Annotated in this window: 17 protein-coding genes; 12 read left to right on the top strand and 5 right to left on the bottom strand. The window is 54.2% G+C overall.

What is annotated here, in order from left to right:
* Positions 1-5 precede the first annotated feature (5 nt).
* The 5 genes from hyfH (at position 6) to focA (ending at position 4,942) form a co-directional block, all read left to right on the top strand.
* The gene (gene hyfH / locus BM427_RS19865) at positions 6-554 is read left to right on the top strand and encodes a hydrogenase 4 subunit H (protein WP_090124709.1); all 549 of its coding nucleotides are present in this window, start codon (positions 6-8) and stop codon (positions 552-554) included.
* Positions 551-1,327 carry an NADH-quinone oxidoreductase subunit B family protein gene (locus tag BM427_RS19860; protein ID WP_090124707.1) on the top strand — a complete coding sequence of 259 codons (777 nt, stop codon included), beginning with the start codon at positions 551-553 and terminating at the stop codon, positions 1,325-1,327. Before hyfH ends, BM427_RS19860 begins: the two co-directional genes overlap by 4 nt.
* Positions 1,320-1,733, top strand: a complete 414-nt coding sequence (locus BM427_RS19855) for a formate hydrogenlyase maturation HycH family protein (protein WP_090124704.1) — start codon at positions 1,320-1,322, stop codon at positions 1,731-1,733. The genes BM427_RS19860 and BM427_RS19855 overlap by 8 nt, the downstream gene beginning before the upstream one ends.
* Positions 1,734-2,011: 278 nt before the next feature.
* A complete protein-coding gene (locus BM427_RS19850; RefSeq protein WP_090124701.1) occupies positions 2,012-3,961 on the top strand; it encodes a sigma 54-interacting transcriptional regulator in 1,950 nt (649 codons plus the stop codon).
* A 123-nt stretch (positions 3,962-4,084) separates the two neighbouring features.
* The gene (focA, locus tag BM427_RS19845; RefSeq protein ID WP_090124699.1) at positions 4,085-4,942 is read left to right on the top strand and encodes a formate transporter FocA; all 858 of its coding nucleotides are present in this window, start codon (positions 4,085-4,087) and stop codon (positions 4,940-4,942) included.
* A gap of 40 nt (positions 4,943-4,982) precedes the next feature.
* Here focA and BM427_RS19840 read toward each other — a convergent pair whose 3' ends face one another.
* Positions 4,983-6,044, bottom strand: coding sequence for an AI-2E family transporter (locus BM427_RS19840; RefSeq protein ID WP_090124696.1), 1,062 nt, complete (start codon positions 6,042-6,044; stop codon positions 4,983-4,985).
* Between the two features lie 222 nt (positions 6,045-6,266).
* Between BM427_RS19840 and bepA the strand changes: the two genes are divergently transcribed.
* Complete coding sequence (gene bepA / locus BM427_RS19835) at positions 6,267-7,730, top strand: beta-barrel assembly-enhancing protease (protein WP_090124693.1); 1,464 nt, start codon at positions 6,267-6,269, stop codon at positions 7,728-7,730.
* 12 nt (positions 7,731-7,742) lie between these two features.
* Positions 7,743-8,102 carry an arsenate reductase (glutaredoxin) gene (gene arsC, locus BM427_RS19830; protein ID WP_090124690.1) on the top strand — a complete coding sequence of 120 codons (360 nt, stop codon included), beginning with the start codon at positions 7,743-7,745 and terminating at the stop codon, positions 8,100-8,102.
* An 84-nt stretch (positions 8,103-8,186) separates the two neighbouring features.
* Here the strand turns inward: arsC and BM427_RS19825 are convergent, their stop codons facing one another.
* The 3 genes from BM427_RS19825 to upp form a co-directional block, all read right to left on the bottom strand.
* On the bottom strand, positions 8,187-8,888 hold the full coding sequence (locus tag BM427_RS19825) for a DnaA inactivator Hda (RefSeq protein WP_217647357.1): 702 nt from the start codon (positions 8,886-8,888) through the stop codon (positions 8,187-8,189).
* A gap of 96 nt (positions 8,889-8,984) precedes the next feature.
* Entirely contained in the window at positions 8,985-10,274 is a 1,290-nt protein-coding gene (gene uraA / locus BM427_RS19820; protein ID WP_090124685.1) for a uracil permease, read from the bottom strand.
* Positions 10,275-10,383: 109 nt separating this feature from the next.
* Positions 10,384-11,010 (bottom strand): uracil phosphoribosyltransferase, encoded by a 627-nt coding sequence (gene upp / locus BM427_RS19815; RefSeq protein WP_090124682.1) that lies wholly within the window; start codon positions 11,008-11,010, stop codon positions 10,384-10,386.
* Positions 11,011-11,245: 235 nt separating this feature from the next.
* On the opposite strand from upp, the gene purM reads away from it, so the two are divergent.
* From purM to ppx, 4 genes are all read left to right on the top strand, one after another.
* On the top strand, positions 11,246-12,283 hold the full coding sequence (purM, locus tag BM427_RS19810; protein ID WP_090125014.1) for a phosphoribosylformylglycinamidine cyclo-ligase: 1,038 nt from the start codon (positions 11,246-11,248) through the stop codon (positions 12,281-12,283).
* Positions 12,280-12,921: a phosphoribosylglycinamide formyltransferase gene (gene purN / locus BM427_RS19805; protein WP_090124679.1), complete on the top strand. Its 642-nt coding sequence runs from the start codon at positions 12,280-12,282 to the stop codon at positions 12,919-12,921. The genes purM and purN overlap by 4 nt, the downstream gene beginning before the upstream one ends.
* A 278-nt stretch (positions 12,922-13,199) precedes the next feature.
* Entirely contained in the window at positions 13,200-15,260 is a 2,061-nt protein-coding gene (gene ppk1, locus BM427_RS19800) for a polyphosphate kinase 1 (protein WP_090124674.1), read from the top strand.
* Positions 15,261-15,263: 3 nt separating this feature from the next.
* The gene (gene ppx, locus BM427_RS19795) at positions 15,264-16,805 is read left to right on the top strand and encodes an exopolyphosphatase (RefSeq protein WP_090124671.1); all 1,542 of its coding nucleotides are present in this window, start codon (positions 15,264-15,266) and stop codon (positions 16,803-16,805) included.
* Here ppx and BM427_RS25755 read toward each other — a convergent pair.
* Entirely contained in the window at positions 16,764-16,934 is a 171-nt protein-coding gene (locus BM427_RS25755) for a hypothetical protein (protein WP_167518499.1), read from the bottom strand. The genes ppx and BM427_RS25755 overlap by 42 nt on opposite strands.
* A 266-nt stretch (positions 16,935-17,200) precedes the next feature.
* Between BM427_RS25755 and BM427_RS19785 the strand changes: the two genes are divergently transcribed.
* Positions 17,201-17,392 (top strand): YfgG family protein, encoded by a 192-nt coding sequence (locus tag BM427_RS19785; RefSeq protein WP_090124665.1) that lies wholly within the window; start codon positions 17,201-17,203, stop codon positions 17,390-17,392.
* Positions 17,393-17,418: the final 26 nt, after the last annotated feature.

Genomic DNA, 17,418 nt, shown 5'->3' with positions numbered 1-17,418 from the left:
AAACGATGCTGAAATTGTTGAAGACCATTCTCAGGGCGGGCGAACCCACGGTGAAATATCCGTTTGCGCCGCTGGAGGTGTGCCCCGGTTTTCGCGGTAAACCCGAACTGGATCCGTTGCAATGTATTGCCTGCGGCGCCTGTACCACCGCCTGCCCGGCGAATGCGCTGACCATGGAGACCACGCCAGAGGAAAACCGCCGCGTCTGGCAGTTGTTTATTGGCCGATGCATTTACTGTGGCCGTTGCGAAGAGGTGTGCCCGACGCGGGCGATCCACTTGTCAGAAGAGTTTGAACTGGCGGTCACCCGCAAAGCCGATTTGTATGTGCGCGCGACATTTCGTTTGCAGCACTGCACCGAATGCGGCGTCCCTTTCGCGCCGGAAAAATCGGTCACACTGGCGGTTGAATTGCTGGCACTCAGCCAGAACAACCCGGAACTGGTAGATTCCCTGCGCGCGCAAGCGTGCATCTGCCCGGCCTGCCGGCGGCGCGCCGTGCTGGAACACCACAACAGCACCAACATTCATTACTATCTTGAGGAGCAAGCATGAGTTCCGACCTGAAGATATTGTCGCAGCATGTCAGCCAGCCGGTGCAACTTGATGAGTCAGCGCAAAAAATCAAACAGCTTCTGCTGCGCGATATCCAGCGTTCTGCTTATGTTTACCGCGTGGACTGCGGCGGCTGCAACGGCTGTGAAATCGAGATTTTCGCTGCCATTACGCCGCTGTTCGACGCCGAGCGCTTTGGCATCAAAGTGGTGGCTTCGCCGCGTCACGCCGATATTTTGTTGTTTACCGGCGCGGTAACCCGCGCAATGCGTATGCCCGCCTTACGCGCCTGGGATGCCGCGCCCGATCATAAAATTGCTATATCCTATGGCGCATGCGGCGTAGGTGGCGGGATTTTCCACGATCTCTACTGTGTGTGGGGCGGCAGCGACACCATCGTGCCGATTGATGTCTGGATCCCCGGCTGTCCGCCGACGCCTGCAGCCACCATTCATGGTTTCGCGGTAGCGCTGGGCCTGCTGGAGCAGAAACTGCACGCGGTTGACCATCTCCAGACACCTAACGAAACGGCCAGCGTCAACTGGCCTGCTCTACCGCTGGCGCTGCGCGTTACCCTTGAGCGCAAGGCGCGTCAGCTGGCAGGTTATCGCCAGGGGCGCGAAATCGTCGATCATCTTTTTGCTTTGCTAAGCGAAGGCGAGATCAGCCAGCGCACATCACGGGTGAATGCATGGCTGCAACAGGCCGCAGATCCACGGCTGACGGTGATCGTACAGCAATTAATGAATGAACTGGAGCGCCACCATGCCTGAGCAGAACGCGCAAGTGATGTTCTGGGCGCTGCGGCAAAAGTTTGTCGATGACAGCGTTGAACTGGAGGAGAAAAGCCGCCAGGTGATGTATTACTCGCTGGCTATTGGTCATCACGTTGGGGTGATCGATTGCCTCAACGTCGCGCTGAGCTGCCCGCTGGACGCCTATCAACAGTGGCTGTTGCTGATGGAAGCCGCTGACGCGCGGCGAAAAATGCAGGGCCTGCTCACCTTCGGCGAAATCGTCATCGATGCCAGTCATGTCAATCTGCTGGCTCCCGACTTCGCCCGGCTGGCCAAAACGGCGGCAGAACCCTGGCGCGACTGGAGCCGCCAGCTATTACAACACTTACAGGATATGGCGCACGAACCGGCACTCTATTTAATGGTACGACGAGTGGATTAATTTCATTCACCTGTTTATACGTGAAGCCTGTAACATTACAAATGAGAGGGGTATTGTACTCTAGTGCTGGTTTTTATGTCCGACGACATAACAATAGTGAAAACCGGTTAACTGGTGAGAAAACTGCGTTTATTTGCATGCTTTTAGCAAGTCATTCAGGTTGCAGTCAGGGGAAAGTTCAGCAAATCTGGCATCAGCCAATCACTGAGATATGCAAGGACAAGCAACGCACCTGCGGCTTAAATGACGCTAGCAAAATCTGGAAGGGCGACGTATCCATGATCTTACAGCAGTTGCTGGAACAGAATGATAAGGCTTCACTTCTTCAGGCGTTTATCCCCCTGCCTCCTCCCTTCAGCCCCGTGCAGTTTATTGAGTTACGTCGCAATAACGCCCCTTTCTGGCGCTGTTTTGATGACGGCAGCGCGGCGTTTTGCACGGCGGAATACGACGGCACAATCAGCGACAGCTCTCTACATGTGGTTCTGCTGGAAGGCAGCGATGTGGTGGAACTGCGCTTTGTGCGCACCGACAGTGGCACTTTCAGCCCCCAAGAGAATGCACAGTTTGCCTGGCTGACGCGGCTGGCGACGCAGGCGCTGGAGGAGATGCTGGCGAGTGAAAAACTCCGCCAGTCGGTAACGGCCCTCAGGGAAGAGCGCGATCACCATCGGGTGCTGGTGGACATCACTAACTCGGTACTCTCGCACCTCGATCTTGACGATCTGGTGGCGGATGTTTCGCAGGAGATCCATCGTTTTTTCGGCATCGATAATATTCGCATGGTGCTACGCGATACGCTGCATTCAAACCAGTTGATCTGCCATGTTTCTCATTTTCCCGGTTGCCCGCCAGAGACGGAGCGATTCCCGCTACGCAGTGAAAGCCCGGTGTTGCTGGCCGCGCTGAACAAGCACCACACCGCGCTGCTCCAGCAGGATCAGGATGCGGCGCTGTGGCACACCGATGCGCTGCTCAGTCAACTGGCGTTGCAGGGGCTGAACACGGTGTTTATTTTGCCGCTTGCCTACAGTCATCAGTCAACGGGCGTGCTGCTACTGGCGCACCACGATGCAGCCATTTTTACCGAACAAAATTGTCGATTGCTACAGCAGATCGCCGACAGAATTGGTATCGCCGTCGATAATGCCGACGCGTACCGCAAAGTTATCCACCTGAAAGAGAATCTGAACAGCGAAAACCGCCAGCTCAATGAGCAGATCGCTTCCAACCAGAGTTTCGGCGACATTATTTACCAGAGTGATGCGATGCACGACGTGCTCCAGCAGGTCAACATTGTCGCACTGAGCGACAGTACGGTACTGATCCTCGGCGAAACCGGCACAGGGAAAGAGATCATCGCCCGCGCATTGCATCAGATGAGCCCGCGTAAAGATAAACCGCTGGTGAAAATCAACTGTGCCGCGATCCCCTCCAGCCTGCTGGAAAGCGAACTGTTTGGTCACGATAAAGGCGCCTTTACCGGTGCGATTAACACGCATCGCGGACGCTTTGAAATGGCCGATGAGGGTACGCTGTTCCTCGATGAGATCGGCGATATGCCGCTTGAACTACAACCCAAGCTGCTGCGCGTATTGCAGGAACGCGAAATTGAACGTATCGGTGGCAACCGAACTATTCCGGTGAATGTGCGGGTGATCGCCGCCACCAACCGCGATCTGCGCCAGATGGTGATCGACCGCGAGTTTCGCAACGATCTCTTTTATCGCCTGAATGTCTTCCCGCTGGTGCTGCCGCCGCTGCGCGAACGCCCGGATGATATTCCACTGCTGGCGCGCTATTTCACGCAGAAACTGGCACGTCGACTAAACCGCACCATTGATACTATCCCGGCGGATACTCTTCGCCAGTTAATGCGCTACGAATGGCCAGGCAACGTGCGTGAGCTGGAGAACGTGATTGAGCGCGCGGTGCTGCTCTCTCGCGATAACACCCTGAATCTGCATCTAAATACGCAGCCAGTCAGCATGGTGCAGCCAGTGATTCACGATCCTTTCCCCTTCCCGCTGCCGAAAGTGGCGGAGATGATGCACCCCGAACCGCCGGAAAATGACGAAGAGGAGCGGGCGCGTATCATTCAGGTACTGCGCGAAACCAACGGTATCGTTGCTGGCCCTCGCGGTGCAGCGGCGAGGCTTGGCATGAAGCGCACCACGCTGTTATCGCGCATGCAGCGCCTCGGTATTGCGGTACGCGAAGTGCTGTGATCATTTCTGTGAACGGGTTGACACTTCCCCACTGATTCTCCTGCCGCAGCTGGTACAGGCTATGCATATAACGGCAAGTGGCCTGAAGCCACGCCTTCATTGACATTGCATCAGGAGAATCAAATGGATACCGGCAACGTGTTTGATCTGCGACTTCCTGCGGAAATGGCAAAAGTCGCCGAACAGTCAGGTTTATATAAAGTCAGTAAAAAGAAAGAGTTGTCGTTCTTTCTCGCCGTAACGGCGGGCGTATTTATCTCGATTGCTTTTGTCTTTTATATCACCGTCACCAGTGGGCCTGCGCCTGCCACCGCGCTGGTAAAACTGGTGGGCGGCATCTGTTTCTCGCTGGGACTTATTCTGGTGGTGGTGTGCGGCGCGGATCTGTTTACCTCAACCGTGCTGACCGTGATGGCAAAAGCCAGCGGCCTGATAAGCTGGCGGCAACTGATCGGCAATTGGATCATTGTTTATCTCGGTAATCTGGTCGGTGCGCTGTTTTTTGTCGCGCTGATTTGGTTTGCCGGGCAGACGATGAACAGCAATGGCCTGTGGGGACTGAACGTGCTGCAAACCGCCGATCATAAAATGCATCACACCTTCATAGAGGCCGTGTGTCTGGGGACGCTGTGTAATCTGATGGTCTGTCTGGCGGTGTGGCTCAGTTATTCCGGCCATACCCTGACGGACAAGATTATGGCGATGCTGCTGCCGATCGGCATGTTTGTCGCCAGCGGTTTTGAACACAGCATTGCCAATATGTTTCTGCTGCCGCTGGCGGTCATTATCCGCGATTTCGCCCCGGCAAGTTTCTGGGCGGCAGTGCACAGTTCACCGGATAACTTCCCGGCGTTAACTTTCAGCAAGGTGTTTACCGATAACCTGATTCCGGTCACGATTGGCAATATCATTGGCGGCGGGGTGTTGGTCGGCGTAACGTACTGGATTATCTATCTGCGTAATGACTGTGCCGGTCATTAAGCCAGATGCCGGGCGGCAGCGCGTGCGCCGCCCGGTGGCGCTACTCTTCAATGGCAGGCGAATCCGGCCAGGCATGGATCACCGCCTGAATCAGCGTGGCGAGCGGAATGGCAAAGAAAACGCCCCAAAAACCCCATAGCCCGCCGAAAATAATCACCGACAGAATGATCACCAGCGGGTGCAGGTTTACCGCCTCGGAGAACAGCACCGGCACCAGCAAGTTGCCGTCCAGCGCCTGAATAATCAGATATACCGCAAAGCAGCTCCAGAACTCAGTGCCGAGGCCAAACTGGAACAGCGCCACGCCGACCACCGGAATGGTAACAACAAAAGCGCCAATGTAAGGGATCAGCACCGAGAAACCGACCAACACCGCCATCAACAGCGAATAGTTAAGGCCAAACAGAATGAAACCAATCCAGGTAGCGATGCCGACGACAATCATCTCCAGCACTTTGCCGCGAATATAGTTAGTGATCTGCTGGTTCATCTCCTTCCACACCTGCCCGGCCAGCCCGCGATTGCGCGGCAAGACGCGGCGCACGGCGTTAAGCATCTGCTCTTTATCTTTGACGAGGAAAAAGACCATCAGCGGCACCAGCACCAGATAGACCGCCAGCGTCAATAGCCCGACCAGTGAAGCGAGGGAATATTTCACCACCGAGTCGCCCATTGTCTGCATGCGCGAGCGCATATTTTCCGCCATCGCATCAATGATGCCTGCATCCATTAGCGCCGGATAACGACGTGGCAGCGTGGCGGCGAAATCAGAGAGTTTGCTCAACATGCCGGGCATGTCGCGGATCAGGTAAATCCCCTGCTGCCAGGCCACTGGCATCACCACAAAGGCCATCACCAGCAGAATGCCGACAAACAACACCAGCACAATCGACGCCGCCCAATTGCGCGAACAGCCGACTCTTTCCAGGCGAACGGTTGGCCACTCCAGTAGGTAAGCAATAACCAGCGCCACCAGCAACGGCGCAAGCAGACCGCTAAAAAAGAAGAGGATACAGAATCCGGCGAGCAGAATGACCAGCAGCGCAATCGCCTCCGGGTCGCTGAAGCGACGGCGATACCACTGCATCAACATTTCAAGCATAACATTCCTTCATGAGCCTTGTGGGCTAAGGGGCAAGAAGTGGAATTGTATCTAAATGTCACAAAAAAGACTTCGCTTTTCGTACGCTTTACGAGAAACATAACATGCGACCGTTTGGGATGTTTTTTCGTGGCGAAGACCGCTAAACTTGCCAGGCGTTTACCGAAATGAAGCAAGAAAAAATCTGCTCATACAAGTGTTTCCAAATATACAGGTGAGGTTATGTTCAGGCAGTTGAAACGAACGCTGGTCGCAACCCTTATCGCTACACTGGCGGCAGGTACGGTTATTCCGGCATGGGCCGATTCGGCAGATAACCTGCCAGACATGGGCACGTCCGCTGGCAGTACGCTCTCCATTGGTCAGGAGATGCAAATGGGCGACTACTATGTGCGCCAGCTGCGCGGCAGTGCTCCGCTGATTAACGATCCACTGCTGGTGCAGTACATTAATGCGCTGGGCATGCGGCTGGTGGCGCATGCTTACTCCGTAAAAACCCCGTTTCACTTTTATCTCGTCAATAACGACGAAATCAACGCCTTCGCCTTTTTCGGCGGCAATGTCGTGTTGCACTCTGCGCTTTTCCGTTACACGGATAACGAGAGCCAGCTCGCCTCGGTGATGGCGCACGAAATTTCCCACGTCACGCAGCGCCACCTGGCACGCGCGATGGAAGATCAAAAACGCAGCGCTCCGCTCACCTGGGCTGGCGCCCTGGGTTCAATCCTGTTAGCAATGGCCAGCCCGCAGGCAGGGATGGCGGCGCTTACCGGGACGCTCGCGGGTACGCAACAAGGCCTGATCAGCTTTACCCAACAGAATGAACAGGAAGCGGATCGTATCGGTATCCAGGTGCTGCAACGTTCCGGTTTCGACCCGCAGGCGATGCCGACGTTCCTCGAAAAACTGCTCGATCAGTCGCGCTATTCGACACGTCCGCCAGAAATGCTGCTGACGCACCCGTTACCGGAAAGCCGCCTTGCCGATGCACGTAACCGCGCCAACCAGATGCGACCAGTGGTGGTTCAGTCCTCGGAAGCGTTCTATATGGCGAAAGTCAGAGCACTCGGCATGTATAACTCCGGGCGTAACCAACTGACCGATGATCTGCTGGATGGCTGGTCTAAAGGTAATGTGCGCGAACAGCGTGCCGCACAATATGGTCGCGCCTTGCAGGCAATGGAAGCGAAAAAATTCCCTGAAGCGGCGAAAGCGTTGCAACCGTTGCTGAGCGCTGATCCGAATAACGCCTGGTATCTCGACCTGGCGACCGATATCGATTTGGGGCAGAACAAAAGCGCCGATGCGATTAAGCGCCTGAACGCCGCCAGCGAACTAAAAACCAACCCGGTGTTGCAGCTCAACCTGGCGAACGCCTACCTGGAAGGCGGACAACCAGCGGAAACAGCGAGGATCCTCAACCGCTACACCTTTACCTATAAAGATGATGTTAATGGCTGGGATCTGCTGGCGCAGGCGGAAGCCAGGCTCGGCAATCGCGACCAGGAGCTGGCCGCCCGTGCGGAGGGTCTGGCGCTGGTAGGCAAACTGGATCAAGCCATCACTCTGTTGAGCAGCGCCAGTTCGCAGGTGAAACTCGGCAGCCTGCAACAGGCGCGTTATGATGCGCGTATTGATCAACTGCGCCAGTTGCAGCAGATCTTCAAACCGTATCAGAAGATGTAACAAGGAGAAGAGATGTCAGACACGGTGCAAATCTACCACAACCCTCGCTGCTCAAAGAGCCGTGAAACCCTGAACTTGCTGAAAGAGAACGGCATTGAGCCGCAGGTGGTGCTCTATCTGGAGACGCCGCCGGATGCGGCAACTATCAAACAACTATTGCAAATGCTCGGCATGTCCAGTGCGCGGGAACTGATGCGCACGAAAGAGGATCTGTATAAATCTCTGAATCTCGGTGATAACAAATTAACCGAACAGGAATTGGTGCAGGCGCTGGTGGATAACCCGAAGTTGATTGAGCGCCCGATTGTGATGACCAACGGCCAGGCACGGATTGGCCGTCCGCCAGAGCAGGTTTTAGAAATTATCGGTTAAATTTGATTGCCCGGTGGCGCTACGCTTACCGGGCCGACAAAACCGCACGAACCGGATAAGAAGTCGCCGCCATCCGGCCATGATTTATAACTTGAGAATATCTTTCACAAACGGGATGGTCAGCTTGCGCTGGGCGGTAATGGATGCGTGATCCAACACATCGAGAGTATCAAACAGCGTACGCATTTCTCTGTCCAGCCGTTTGAGCAGAAAACGGCACACATCTTCCGGCAACTCAAAACCACGAATGCGCGCACGCAGTTGCAGCGCCTGTAACTTGTCTTCATCGGAGAGCGGTTGCAGTTTGTAGATCTGTCCCCAGTCCAGCCGCGAAGCAAGATCAGGTAACCCAAGATTTAACTGGCGCGGCGGACGATCGCCGGTGATCAGCAGACGGGTTTTACCTTGTTCGAGAATACGGTTATAGAGGTTGAAGATCGCCATCTCCCACGGCTCGTCACCGGCAATGCACTCGATATTATCGATACACACCAGCGAGAGCTGCTCCATGCCCTCCAGTACTTCCGGTACAAACCAGGTGCGCTTATCCAGCGGCACATAGCCAACGGCATCACCGCGCCTGGAGAGCTCCGCGCAGGCGGCATGCAGCAAATGGCTGCGCCCGGCGCCTTCACGCGACCAGAAATAGATGTATCCGCTGTGTGCCTGGCGCAGAACGTTTTGCAACGCCGCCAGTAAAGAGGGGTTATCACCCGGCCAGAAACTCGCGAAGGTTTCATCATCGGGTAAATATAATGGCAAAGAGAGCTGTGCCGGTGTGTTCAGAGGGACCTCAACAGGGCTTACAAAAAACACAGTGAGTTTACCATAAAATATGGCAAGGTTTGAACCGGGCGCGAAACCCGGTTCAAACGGCAGGCATTAACCTTTCGCAGCGTCGTTATCCTGCGCGTCCAGCACTACTTCTTCCGGGCGCAGTACGCTAATCAGTTTGAAGATCAGGCTCAGACAGACGCCAACGATGGTCGCCAGCGCCATGCCTTTCAGTTCCGCCGCGCCGATATGCACTTTCGCGCCACTGACGCCGATGATCAGGATAACGGAAGTGAGGATCAGGTTTTGCGCTTTGCTGTAATCGACTTTCGATTCAATCAATACGCGAATACCGGATGCGCCAATCACGCCGTACAGCAGTAATGATACGCCGCCCATGACCGGAACCGGGATTATCTGGATCGCCGCAGCAAGTTTACCGACGCAGGAGAGCAGGATCGCGATGATAGCCGCGCCGCCAATAACCCAGGTGCTGTAAACGCGGGTAATGGCCATTACACCGATGTTTTCACCGTACGTGGTATTCGGCGTGGAACCAAAGAAGCCGGAAATAATCGTTGAGAAACCGTTAGCAAACATCGAACGATGCAGGCCCGGATCGCGGATCAGATCTTTTTTGATGATATTCGCTGTTACCACCAGATGTCCCACATGCTCAGCAATAACCACCAGCGCCGCGGGCAGAATGGTGAAAATCGCAAACCATTCGAAACGCGGAGTATAGAAAGTCGGTAACGCAAACCAATGTGCCTGCGCGATCGGCGTGGTATCCACAACGCCCATGACGAAGGAGAGCGCATAGCCCGCGAGCACGCCGATGAGGATCGGGATAATCGCCATAAAGCCACGGAATAGCACCGAACCAAACACCGTTACGCCCAGCGTGACCATCGAAATGATCACCGTTTTGCTATCCGCGTTCTGGCCGTCAGCGGGCAGCAGACCAGCCATATTCGCTGCCACACCCGCCAGTTCCAGACCGATAACCGCCACGATAGCGCCCATTGCCGCAGGCGGGAACATCACATCCAGCCAGCCGGTACCGGCTTTCTTAACAATAAAAGAGACGATACAGAACAACACCCCGCACATAATGAAACCACCCAGCGCCACTTCATAGCCGAGCGGCAACAGCAGCAACACCGGCGAGATAAACGCAAAGCTGGAACCGAGATAAGCCGGAATTTTCCCCTTACAGATGAAGAGATAAATCAGCGTCCCGATACCATTAAACAGCAGCACGGTGGCCGGGTTAATGTGAAACAGGATTGGCACCAGCACGGTCGCGCCAAACATGGCAAACAGGTGCTGCAAACTAAGCGGGATCGTCTGCAAAAGCGGCGGTCTTTCACTCACCCCGATAGCACGGCGCGTCATAATGTTTTTCCTCTGAGTGTTGTTTTTTATCTCCCCGACCTTTGCGGCGGGCAGTTTATGAATCCAAAAAAAAGCCGACTATCAAAGTCGGCTTTCGATTTGTAATGCGTTATTTCGTACCAAAGATTTTGTCGCCAGCGTCGCCGAGGCCCGGAATAATGTAGCCGTGCTCATTGAGGCCCTTATCGATTGCCGCGGTATACAGCTCGACGTCCGGATGAGCTTTCTCCAGTGCCGCCAGACCTTCCGGCGCAGCAACCAGCACCAGAACTTTGATACTGTGGCAGCCCGCTTTTTTCAGCAAATCGATAGTGGCGATCATTGAACCACCGGTCGCCAGCATCGGGTCAACCACCAGTGCCATGCGCTCGTCGATGTTGGACACCAGTTTCTGGAAGTACGGCACCGGCTCCAGCGTTTTTTCATCACGGTAGATACCCACCACGCTGATGCGCGCACTCGGCACATGCTCCAGCACACCGTCCATCATGCCCAACCCGGCACGCAGAATAGGCACCACGGTAATTTTTTTACCTTTGATCTGATCAACCTGTACCGGGCCGTTCCAGCCTTCGATGGTCACTTTTTCGGTTTCGAGGTCAGCCGTTGCTTCATAGGTCAGCAGGCTGCCCACTTCTGAGGCGAGTTCACGAAAGCGTTTGGTGCTGATATCGTTTTCACGCATCAAACCAAGCTTGTGTTTGACGAGTGGATGTTTAACTTCCACGACCTTCATACTCTTCTCCTTTCCCCTGACAGGTGGCAGCCACAAAAAAAATCGCCGGATTATACCGCTTTTTTTCCATTGCGCTACAGATAGCCGCTTGATCGCGATCAATCAGGCTGGAAAATAGTATATCGGAACTTAGAAGGCACGCCCGGCAATAATAGGCTCGCAAACGTTTGCCTGGGCTGCTAGAATTGCGCCGAATTTTATTTCTACCGCAAGAAAACGCGTGGGGACTGAAGCAGTGACCGATAAAACCTCTCTCAGCTATAAAGATGCCGGTGTTGATATTGATGCAGGCAATGCTCTGGTTGACCGAATCAAAGGCGTGGTGAAGAAGACCCGCCGTCCTGAAGTCATGGGCGGTCTGGGCGGCTTCGGCGCGCTGTGCGCTCTGCCGCAAAAATATCGTGAACCGGTACTGGTTTCCGGCACTGATGGCGTTGGCACCAAGCTGCGTCTGGCAATGGATCTGAAACGTCATGACACCATCGGTATTGACCTGGTCGCCATGTGTGTGAACGACCTGGTGGTACAGGGCGCTGAGCCGCTGTTCTTCCTCGATTATTACGCCACCGGTAAGCTGGACGTGGATACCGCCGCCAGCGTGATCAATGGCATCGCCGAAGGCTGCCTGCAATCCGGTTGTGCGCTGGTTGGCGGCGAAACTGCAGAGATGCCAGGCATGTATCACGGTGAAGATTATGACGTGGCCGGTTTCTGCGTAGGCGTGGTAGAGAAAGCCGAAATTATCGATGGCTCCAAAGTGGCCGATGGCGACGTGCTGGTCGCGCTGGCCTCCAGCGGTCCGCACTCCAACGGTTATTCGCTGGTGCGTAAAGTGATTGAAGTGAGTGGCTGCGATCCGCTGACCACCCAACTGGAAGGCAAACCGCTGGCCGATCACCTGCTGGAACCGACGCGTATTTACGTAAAATCGGTGCTGGAACTGATTGAAAACGTTGATGTACACGCTATCGCTCATCTGACGGGCGGCGGTTTCTGGGAAAATATCCCGCGCGTGCTGCCGGAAAACACACAGGCAGTTATCGACGAATCTTCCTGGCAGTGGCCGGCAGTCTTTAACTGGCTGCAAAGCGCCGGTAACGTTAGCCGCCATGAGATGTACCGCACCTTCAACTGTGGCGTTGGTATGGTTATTGCGCTGCCTGCCGCGCAAGCGGATAAAGCCATCGCTCTGCTCAACGCTAAAGGTGAAAACGCGTGGAAAATCGGTATCATCAAGGCATCCGATTCCAGTGAGCGTGTGGTCATTGAATGAAAAACATTGTGGTGCTGATTTCCGGTAACGGAAGCAATTTGCAGGCGATTATCGATGCCTGCAAAGAGAAGAAGATCAACGGCACCCTGCGGGCAGTATTCAGTAACAAGGCCGACGCGTTCGGCCTTGAACGTGCGCGGGAAGCCGCAATTCCTGCGCATACCCTTCTAGCCTCGCAGTTTGCCAGCCGCGATGCCTTCGATCGTGAACTGATGCATGAAATTGACGCCTACGCGCCGGATGTCGTGGTGCTTGCAGGTTACATGCGCATCCTCAGCCCGGCGTTTGTTACTCATTACGCTGGACGTCTGCTGAATATTCACCCTTCCCTGCTGCCGAAATACCCAGGCCTGAACACGCACCGCCAGGTGCTGGAAAATGGCGACGAAGTACACGGCACCAGCGTGCATTTTGTGACGGAAGAGTTGGATGGCGGCCCGGTCATTTTGCAGGCCAAAGTCCCGGTGTTTGACGGCGACACGGAAGAAGAGATCGCTGAGCGCGTACAGACGCAGGAACACGCGATTTATCCGCTGGTAGTGAGTTGGTTCGTCGATGGCCGCCTGAGTATGAAAGATAACAGCGCGTGGTTGGATGGCGTTTGTTTACCCCCCGAGGGTTATGCGGCTGACGAATAGTCATCCCCATCTGTTATTCTGCTGCCGGATGGCGCGATGCTTATCCGGCGTCAAACGCGCCAATGTATTCTGATCCCCACAGTATTTTCATCACCTTAAGTCGAAAAAAAGATTACTGTCATACTTTTTTGGCACAGTTGGACATCTTAGGGCTAAGCTCGCCATAATAAGTTGTGTTATGCGATGGAACGCCAGCAACGTTCACCTGTCAGGCGCGGATACCGTAAGAGCGAGAAGGCATTGCTGTGTCCCGAGTAAGAACCGGAGTGTAAACAGGAATGGGTCAGGAAAAGTTATATCTCGAAAAAGAACTAAGCTGGTTGTGCTTCAACGAACGTGTTCTCCAGGAAGCGGCAGACAAAAGTAACCCGTTAATCGAGCGCATGCGTTTTTTGGGTATCTATTCCAATAACCTCGATGAATTTTATAAAGTGCGTTTTGCCGAGCTGAAACGCCGGTTGATCATCAGCGAAGAGCAAGGCACCACCACCAACTCACGTTATCTGCTGGGCAAAATTCAGGCCCGCGTACTGAAGGCCGACCAGGAGTTCGACAGCCTGTATAACGAACTGCTGCTGGAGATGGCGCGCAACCAAATCTTTCTGATCAACGAGCGGCAACTGTCGCAAAATCAGCAAGTCTGGCTACGCAACTACTTCAAGCAGTATCTGCGCCAGCACATTACACCGACGTTGATAAACCGCGAAACCAACCTGGTGCGGTTCTTAAAAGACGATTACACCTATCTGGCAGTCGAGATCATCCGTGGTAACGATACTCGTTACGCCTTGCTGGAGATCCCATCGGACAAAGTACCGCGTTTCGTGAATCTGCCGCCGGAAGCGCCACGTCGCCGTAAGCCGATGATCTTGCTGGATAACATTCTGCGCTACTGCCTGGATGACATCTTTAAAGGCTTCTTCGATTACGATTCGCTAAATGCCTATTCGATGAAGATGACCCGTGATGCCGAATACGATCTGGTGCATGAGATGGAATCGAGCCTGATGGAGCTGATGTCGTCGAGCCTGAAACAGCGTCTGACCGCCGAACCGGTGCGCTTTGTTTACCAGCGCGATATGCCCGATGCCATGGTGGAAACGCTGCGCGAAAAGCTGAATATTTCCCGTTATGACTCTATTATTCCCGGCGGGCGTTACCACAACTTTAAGGACTTTATTGGCTTCCCGAATGTCGGCAAAGCCAACCTCGTCAACAAACCACTGCCGCGTCTGCGCCATCTCTCGTTTGACAAATTCCGCAACGGTTTCGATGCTGTTCGCGAACGCGATGTGCTGCTCTATTACCCCTATCATACCTTTGAGCACGTACTGGAACTGCTGCGTCAGGCGTCGTTCGACCCGAGCGTACTGGCGATTAAAATCAATATTTATCGCGTAGCGAAAGATTCACGCATTATTGATTCGATGATCCATGCGGCGCATAACGGCAAAAAAGTGACCGTGGTGGTGGAGTTGCAAGCGCGTTTCGATGAAGAAGCCAACATCCACTGGGCGAAACGGCTGACGGAAGCGGGCGTGCAGGTGATCTTCTCGGCTCCGGGATTAAAAATTCACGCCAAGCTGTTCCTCATCTCCCGCATGGAAGGTGAAGAAGTGGTGCGCTATGCGCACATCGGTACCGGCAACTTTAACGAGAAAACCGCGCGGCTGTATACTGACTACTCGCTAATTACGGCCGATGCGCGCATTACCAATGAAGTGCGCCGGGTGTTTAACTTTATTGAGAACCCGTATCGCCCGGTGAATTTCGATTACCTGCTGGTGTCGCCGCAAAACTCGCGCCGCCTGCTGTATGACATGATCGATGCCGAGATCGCCAACGCGCAGAATGGACAGCCTTCCGGCATTACGCTGAAGCTGAACAACCTGGTGGACAAAGGGCTGGTGGATCGCCTCTATGCTGCTTCCAGTTCCGGCGTGCCGGTGAATCTGCTGGTGCGTGGTATGTGTTCGTTGATCCCGGAGCTTGAAGGCATCAGCGAAAATATTCGCGTAACTAGTATCGTTGACCGTTACCTTGAGCACGATCGCATCTATATTTTTGAGAACGGCGGTGATAAGCGAGTCTGGCTCTCTTCCGCTGACTGGATGACCCGTAATATCGATTACCGTATCGAAGTGGCGGCACCGCTGCTCGATCCCCGGCTGAAACAACGCGTTCTGGATATTATTGACATTCTGTTCAGTGATACGGTAAAAGCCCGGTACATTGATAAAGAACTGAGCAATCGCTACGTGCCGCGCGGCAATCGTCGCAAAGTACGTGCACAGTTGGCGATTTACGATTACATCAAATCACTCGAGCAGCCAGATTAATCTATGCCGATACAAGAAAAGATGCCCCGACCGGAGGAGTTCGCCGCGGTCGACCTGGGTTCCAACAGTTTCCATATGGTGATTGCACGCGTGGTGGACGGGGCGATGCAAATCATCGGCCGCCTAAAGCAGCGTGTGCATCTGGCGGATGGTCTGGACAGCAATAACATGCTGAGCGAAGAGGCAATGGAGCGCGGGCTGGCCTGCCTGTCGCTGTTTGCCGAGCGCCTGCAAGGGTTCGATCCCTCCAGCGTCTGCATCGTAGGCACGCATACGTTACGCCAGGCGCTGAACGCCGCGGAGTTTCTCAAACGCGCCGAAAAAGTGATCCCCTACCCTATTGAAATCATTCCGGGCAACGAAGAAGCGCGACTGATTTTTATGGGCGTGGAGCATACACAGCCGGAGAAAGGCCGCAAGCTGGTGATCGATATCGGTGGCGGTTCAACGGAGCTGGTCATCGGTGAAGATTTCGAACCGAAGCTGGTTGAAAGCCGTCGCATGGGCTGCGTCAGCTTTGCACAGATATACTTCCCCGGTGGCACCATCAATGGTGAAAACTTCCGCCGGGCGCGCATTTCTGCCACACAAAAACTGGAGTCGCTGGCCTGGCAGTTCCGCATCCAGGGCTGGAATGTGGCACTGGGTGCCTCTGGCAGTATCAAAGCGGCGAATGAAGTGCTGATCGCCTCAGGCGAGAAAGACGGGTTTATTACTCCGGAGCGGCTGGAAAAACTGGTCGATGAAGTGCTGAAGTATAAAAACTTCAGCGAACTGAGCCTGCCAGGGCTTTCTGAGGAGCGTAAAGCGGTGTTCGTGCCGGGTCTCGCGATTCTGTGCGGCGTGTTTGATGCGCTGGCGATCCGCGAGCTGCGTCTCTCCGACGGCGCGCTGCGTGAAGGCGTGCTGTATGAAATGGAAGGCCGCTTCCGTCATCAGGACATTCGCAGCCGTACGGCGCAAAGCCTCGCCAGCCAGTACAATATTGACCGCGAGCAGGCGCGTCGCGTGCTGGAAACCACCACGCAGATGTATGATCAGTGGCAGGCGCAAAATCCCAGGCTCAACAACCCGCAACTGGCGGCGTTGCTGAAGTGGGCGGCGATGCTGCATGAAGTAGGGCTGAACATCAACCACAGCGGTCTGCATCGCCATTCGGCCTACATTCTGCAAAACAGCAACTTGCCCGGTTTCAATCAGGAACAGCAACTGATGATGGCGACCCTGGTTCGCTATCATCGTAAAGCGATCAAACTGGACGAGCTGCCGCGTTTTACGCTCTTCAAGAAGAAGCAATTTTTGCCGCTGGTTCAGTTACTGCGCCTCGGCGTGCTACTGAATAATCAGCGTCAGGCGACTACGACTCCGCCGACGCTGTTTCTGAAAACCGATGAGAATCACTGGACGCTGCGCTTCCCGCATGGCTGGTTCAACCAGAATGCGTTGGTATTGCTGGATCTGGAAAAAGAGCAGGAATACTGGGAAGCGGTCACGGGCTGGCGGTTAAAAATCGAAGAAGAACAGGCTCCGGAAGTGGCGGCCTGAGCCGCCCTCCGCTGACTCTTCGGCCAGCGTCACCAGCGGAGCGGGTTTACCCATCATATAACCCTGTAGATAATCGATACCCAGCGCGACAGCCGTGCTGGGTATCTCTTCACTTTCAATAAGGCACAAGGGGAAAACACCCGTTGAATAACAGGGAGAAATTTTCGTTTTGCACGGCCAGTAAAAATTGATATAAATCAAAAAATACATCAGCGAGTTTTATTTCTATGTAATTTATCTGTATTTTTGATTTTATATTTTCAACGTAACCATTTGATTTTTAATATATAAATAAAATCATATTTTTACGAACTGCAGGCTTATTTGACCTTCCCCGGAGACTGTGCCTTAATAGCCTTGTCGCCCGTTAATCGGGTATTCCTAAAGGAACCACAGTGAGTCAGGCAACCAGTATGCGAAAACGACATCGATTTGACAGTCGCATGACCCGTATCGTACTTCTCATCAGCTTTCTCTTTTTCTTCGGCCGTTTCATCTATTCCACCATTGGTGCCTGGTATCATCATCAGGATAAAGTCCAGTCGCAACAAATCAGCCAGACTATCGATCCCACCGCACAACGCTAAGATTTAACCCGTTTTTTTGTACACGC

Source organism: Kosakonia arachidis, from assembly GCF_900116535.1.
Lineage (GTDB): Bacteria > Pseudomonadota > Gammaproteobacteria > Enterobacterales > Enterobacteriaceae > Kosakonia > Kosakonia arachidis.
The sequence above is the reverse complement of the archived record's forward strand: the minus strand, read 5'-3'. Positions and strand labels throughout refer to the sequence as shown.

Bases quoted from the DNA above. Each gene is read 5' to 3' on its own strand.
- hyfH (WP_090124709.1), top strand. From the start codon at position 6: ATGCTGAAATTGTTGAAGACCATTCTCAGGGCGGGCGAACCCACGGTG.
- BM427_RS19860 (WP_090124707.1), top strand. From the start codon at position 551: ATGAGTTCCGACCTGAAGATATTGTCGCAGCATGTCAGCCAGCCGGTG.
- BM427_RS19855 (WP_090124704.1), top strand. From the start codon at position 1,320: ATGCCTGAGCAGAACGCGCAAGTGATGTTCTGGGCGCTGCGGCAAAAG.
- BM427_RS19850 (WP_090124701.1), top strand. From the start codon at position 2,012: ATGATCTTACAGCAGTTGCTGGAACAGAATGATAAGGCTTCACTTCTT.
- focA (WP_090124699.1), top strand. From the start codon at position 4,085: ATGGATACCGGCAACGTGTTTGATCTGCGACTTCCTGCGGAAATGGCA.
- BM427_RS19840 (WP_090124696.1), bottom strand. From the start codon at position 6,044: ATGCTTGAAATGTTGATGCAGTGGTATCGCCGTCGCTTCAGCGACCCG.
- bepA (WP_090124693.1), top strand. From the start codon at position 6,267: ATGTTCAGGCAGTTGAAACGAACGCTGGTCGCAACCCTTATCGCTACA.
- arsC (WP_090124690.1), top strand. From the start codon at position 7,743: ATGTCAGACACGGTGCAAATCTACCACAACCCTCGCTGCTCAAAGAGC.
- uraA (WP_090124685.1), bottom strand. From the start codon at position 10,274: ATGACGCGCCGTGCTATCGGGGTGAGTGAAAGACCGCCGCTTTTGCAG.
- upp (WP_090124682.1), bottom strand. From the start codon at position 11,010: ATGAAGGTCGTGGAAGTTAAACATCCACTCGTCAAACACAAGCTTGGT.
- purN (WP_090124679.1), top strand. From the start codon at position 12,280: ATGAAAAACATTGTGGTGCTGATTTCCGGTAACGGAAGCAATTTGCAG.
- ppk1 (WP_090124674.1), top strand. From the start codon at position 13,200: ATGGGTCAGGAAAAGTTATATCTCGAAAAAGAACTAAGCTGGTTGTGC.
- ppx (WP_090124671.1), top strand. From the start codon at position 15,264: ATGCCGATACAAGAAAAGATGCCCCGACCGGAGGAGTTCGCCGCGGTC.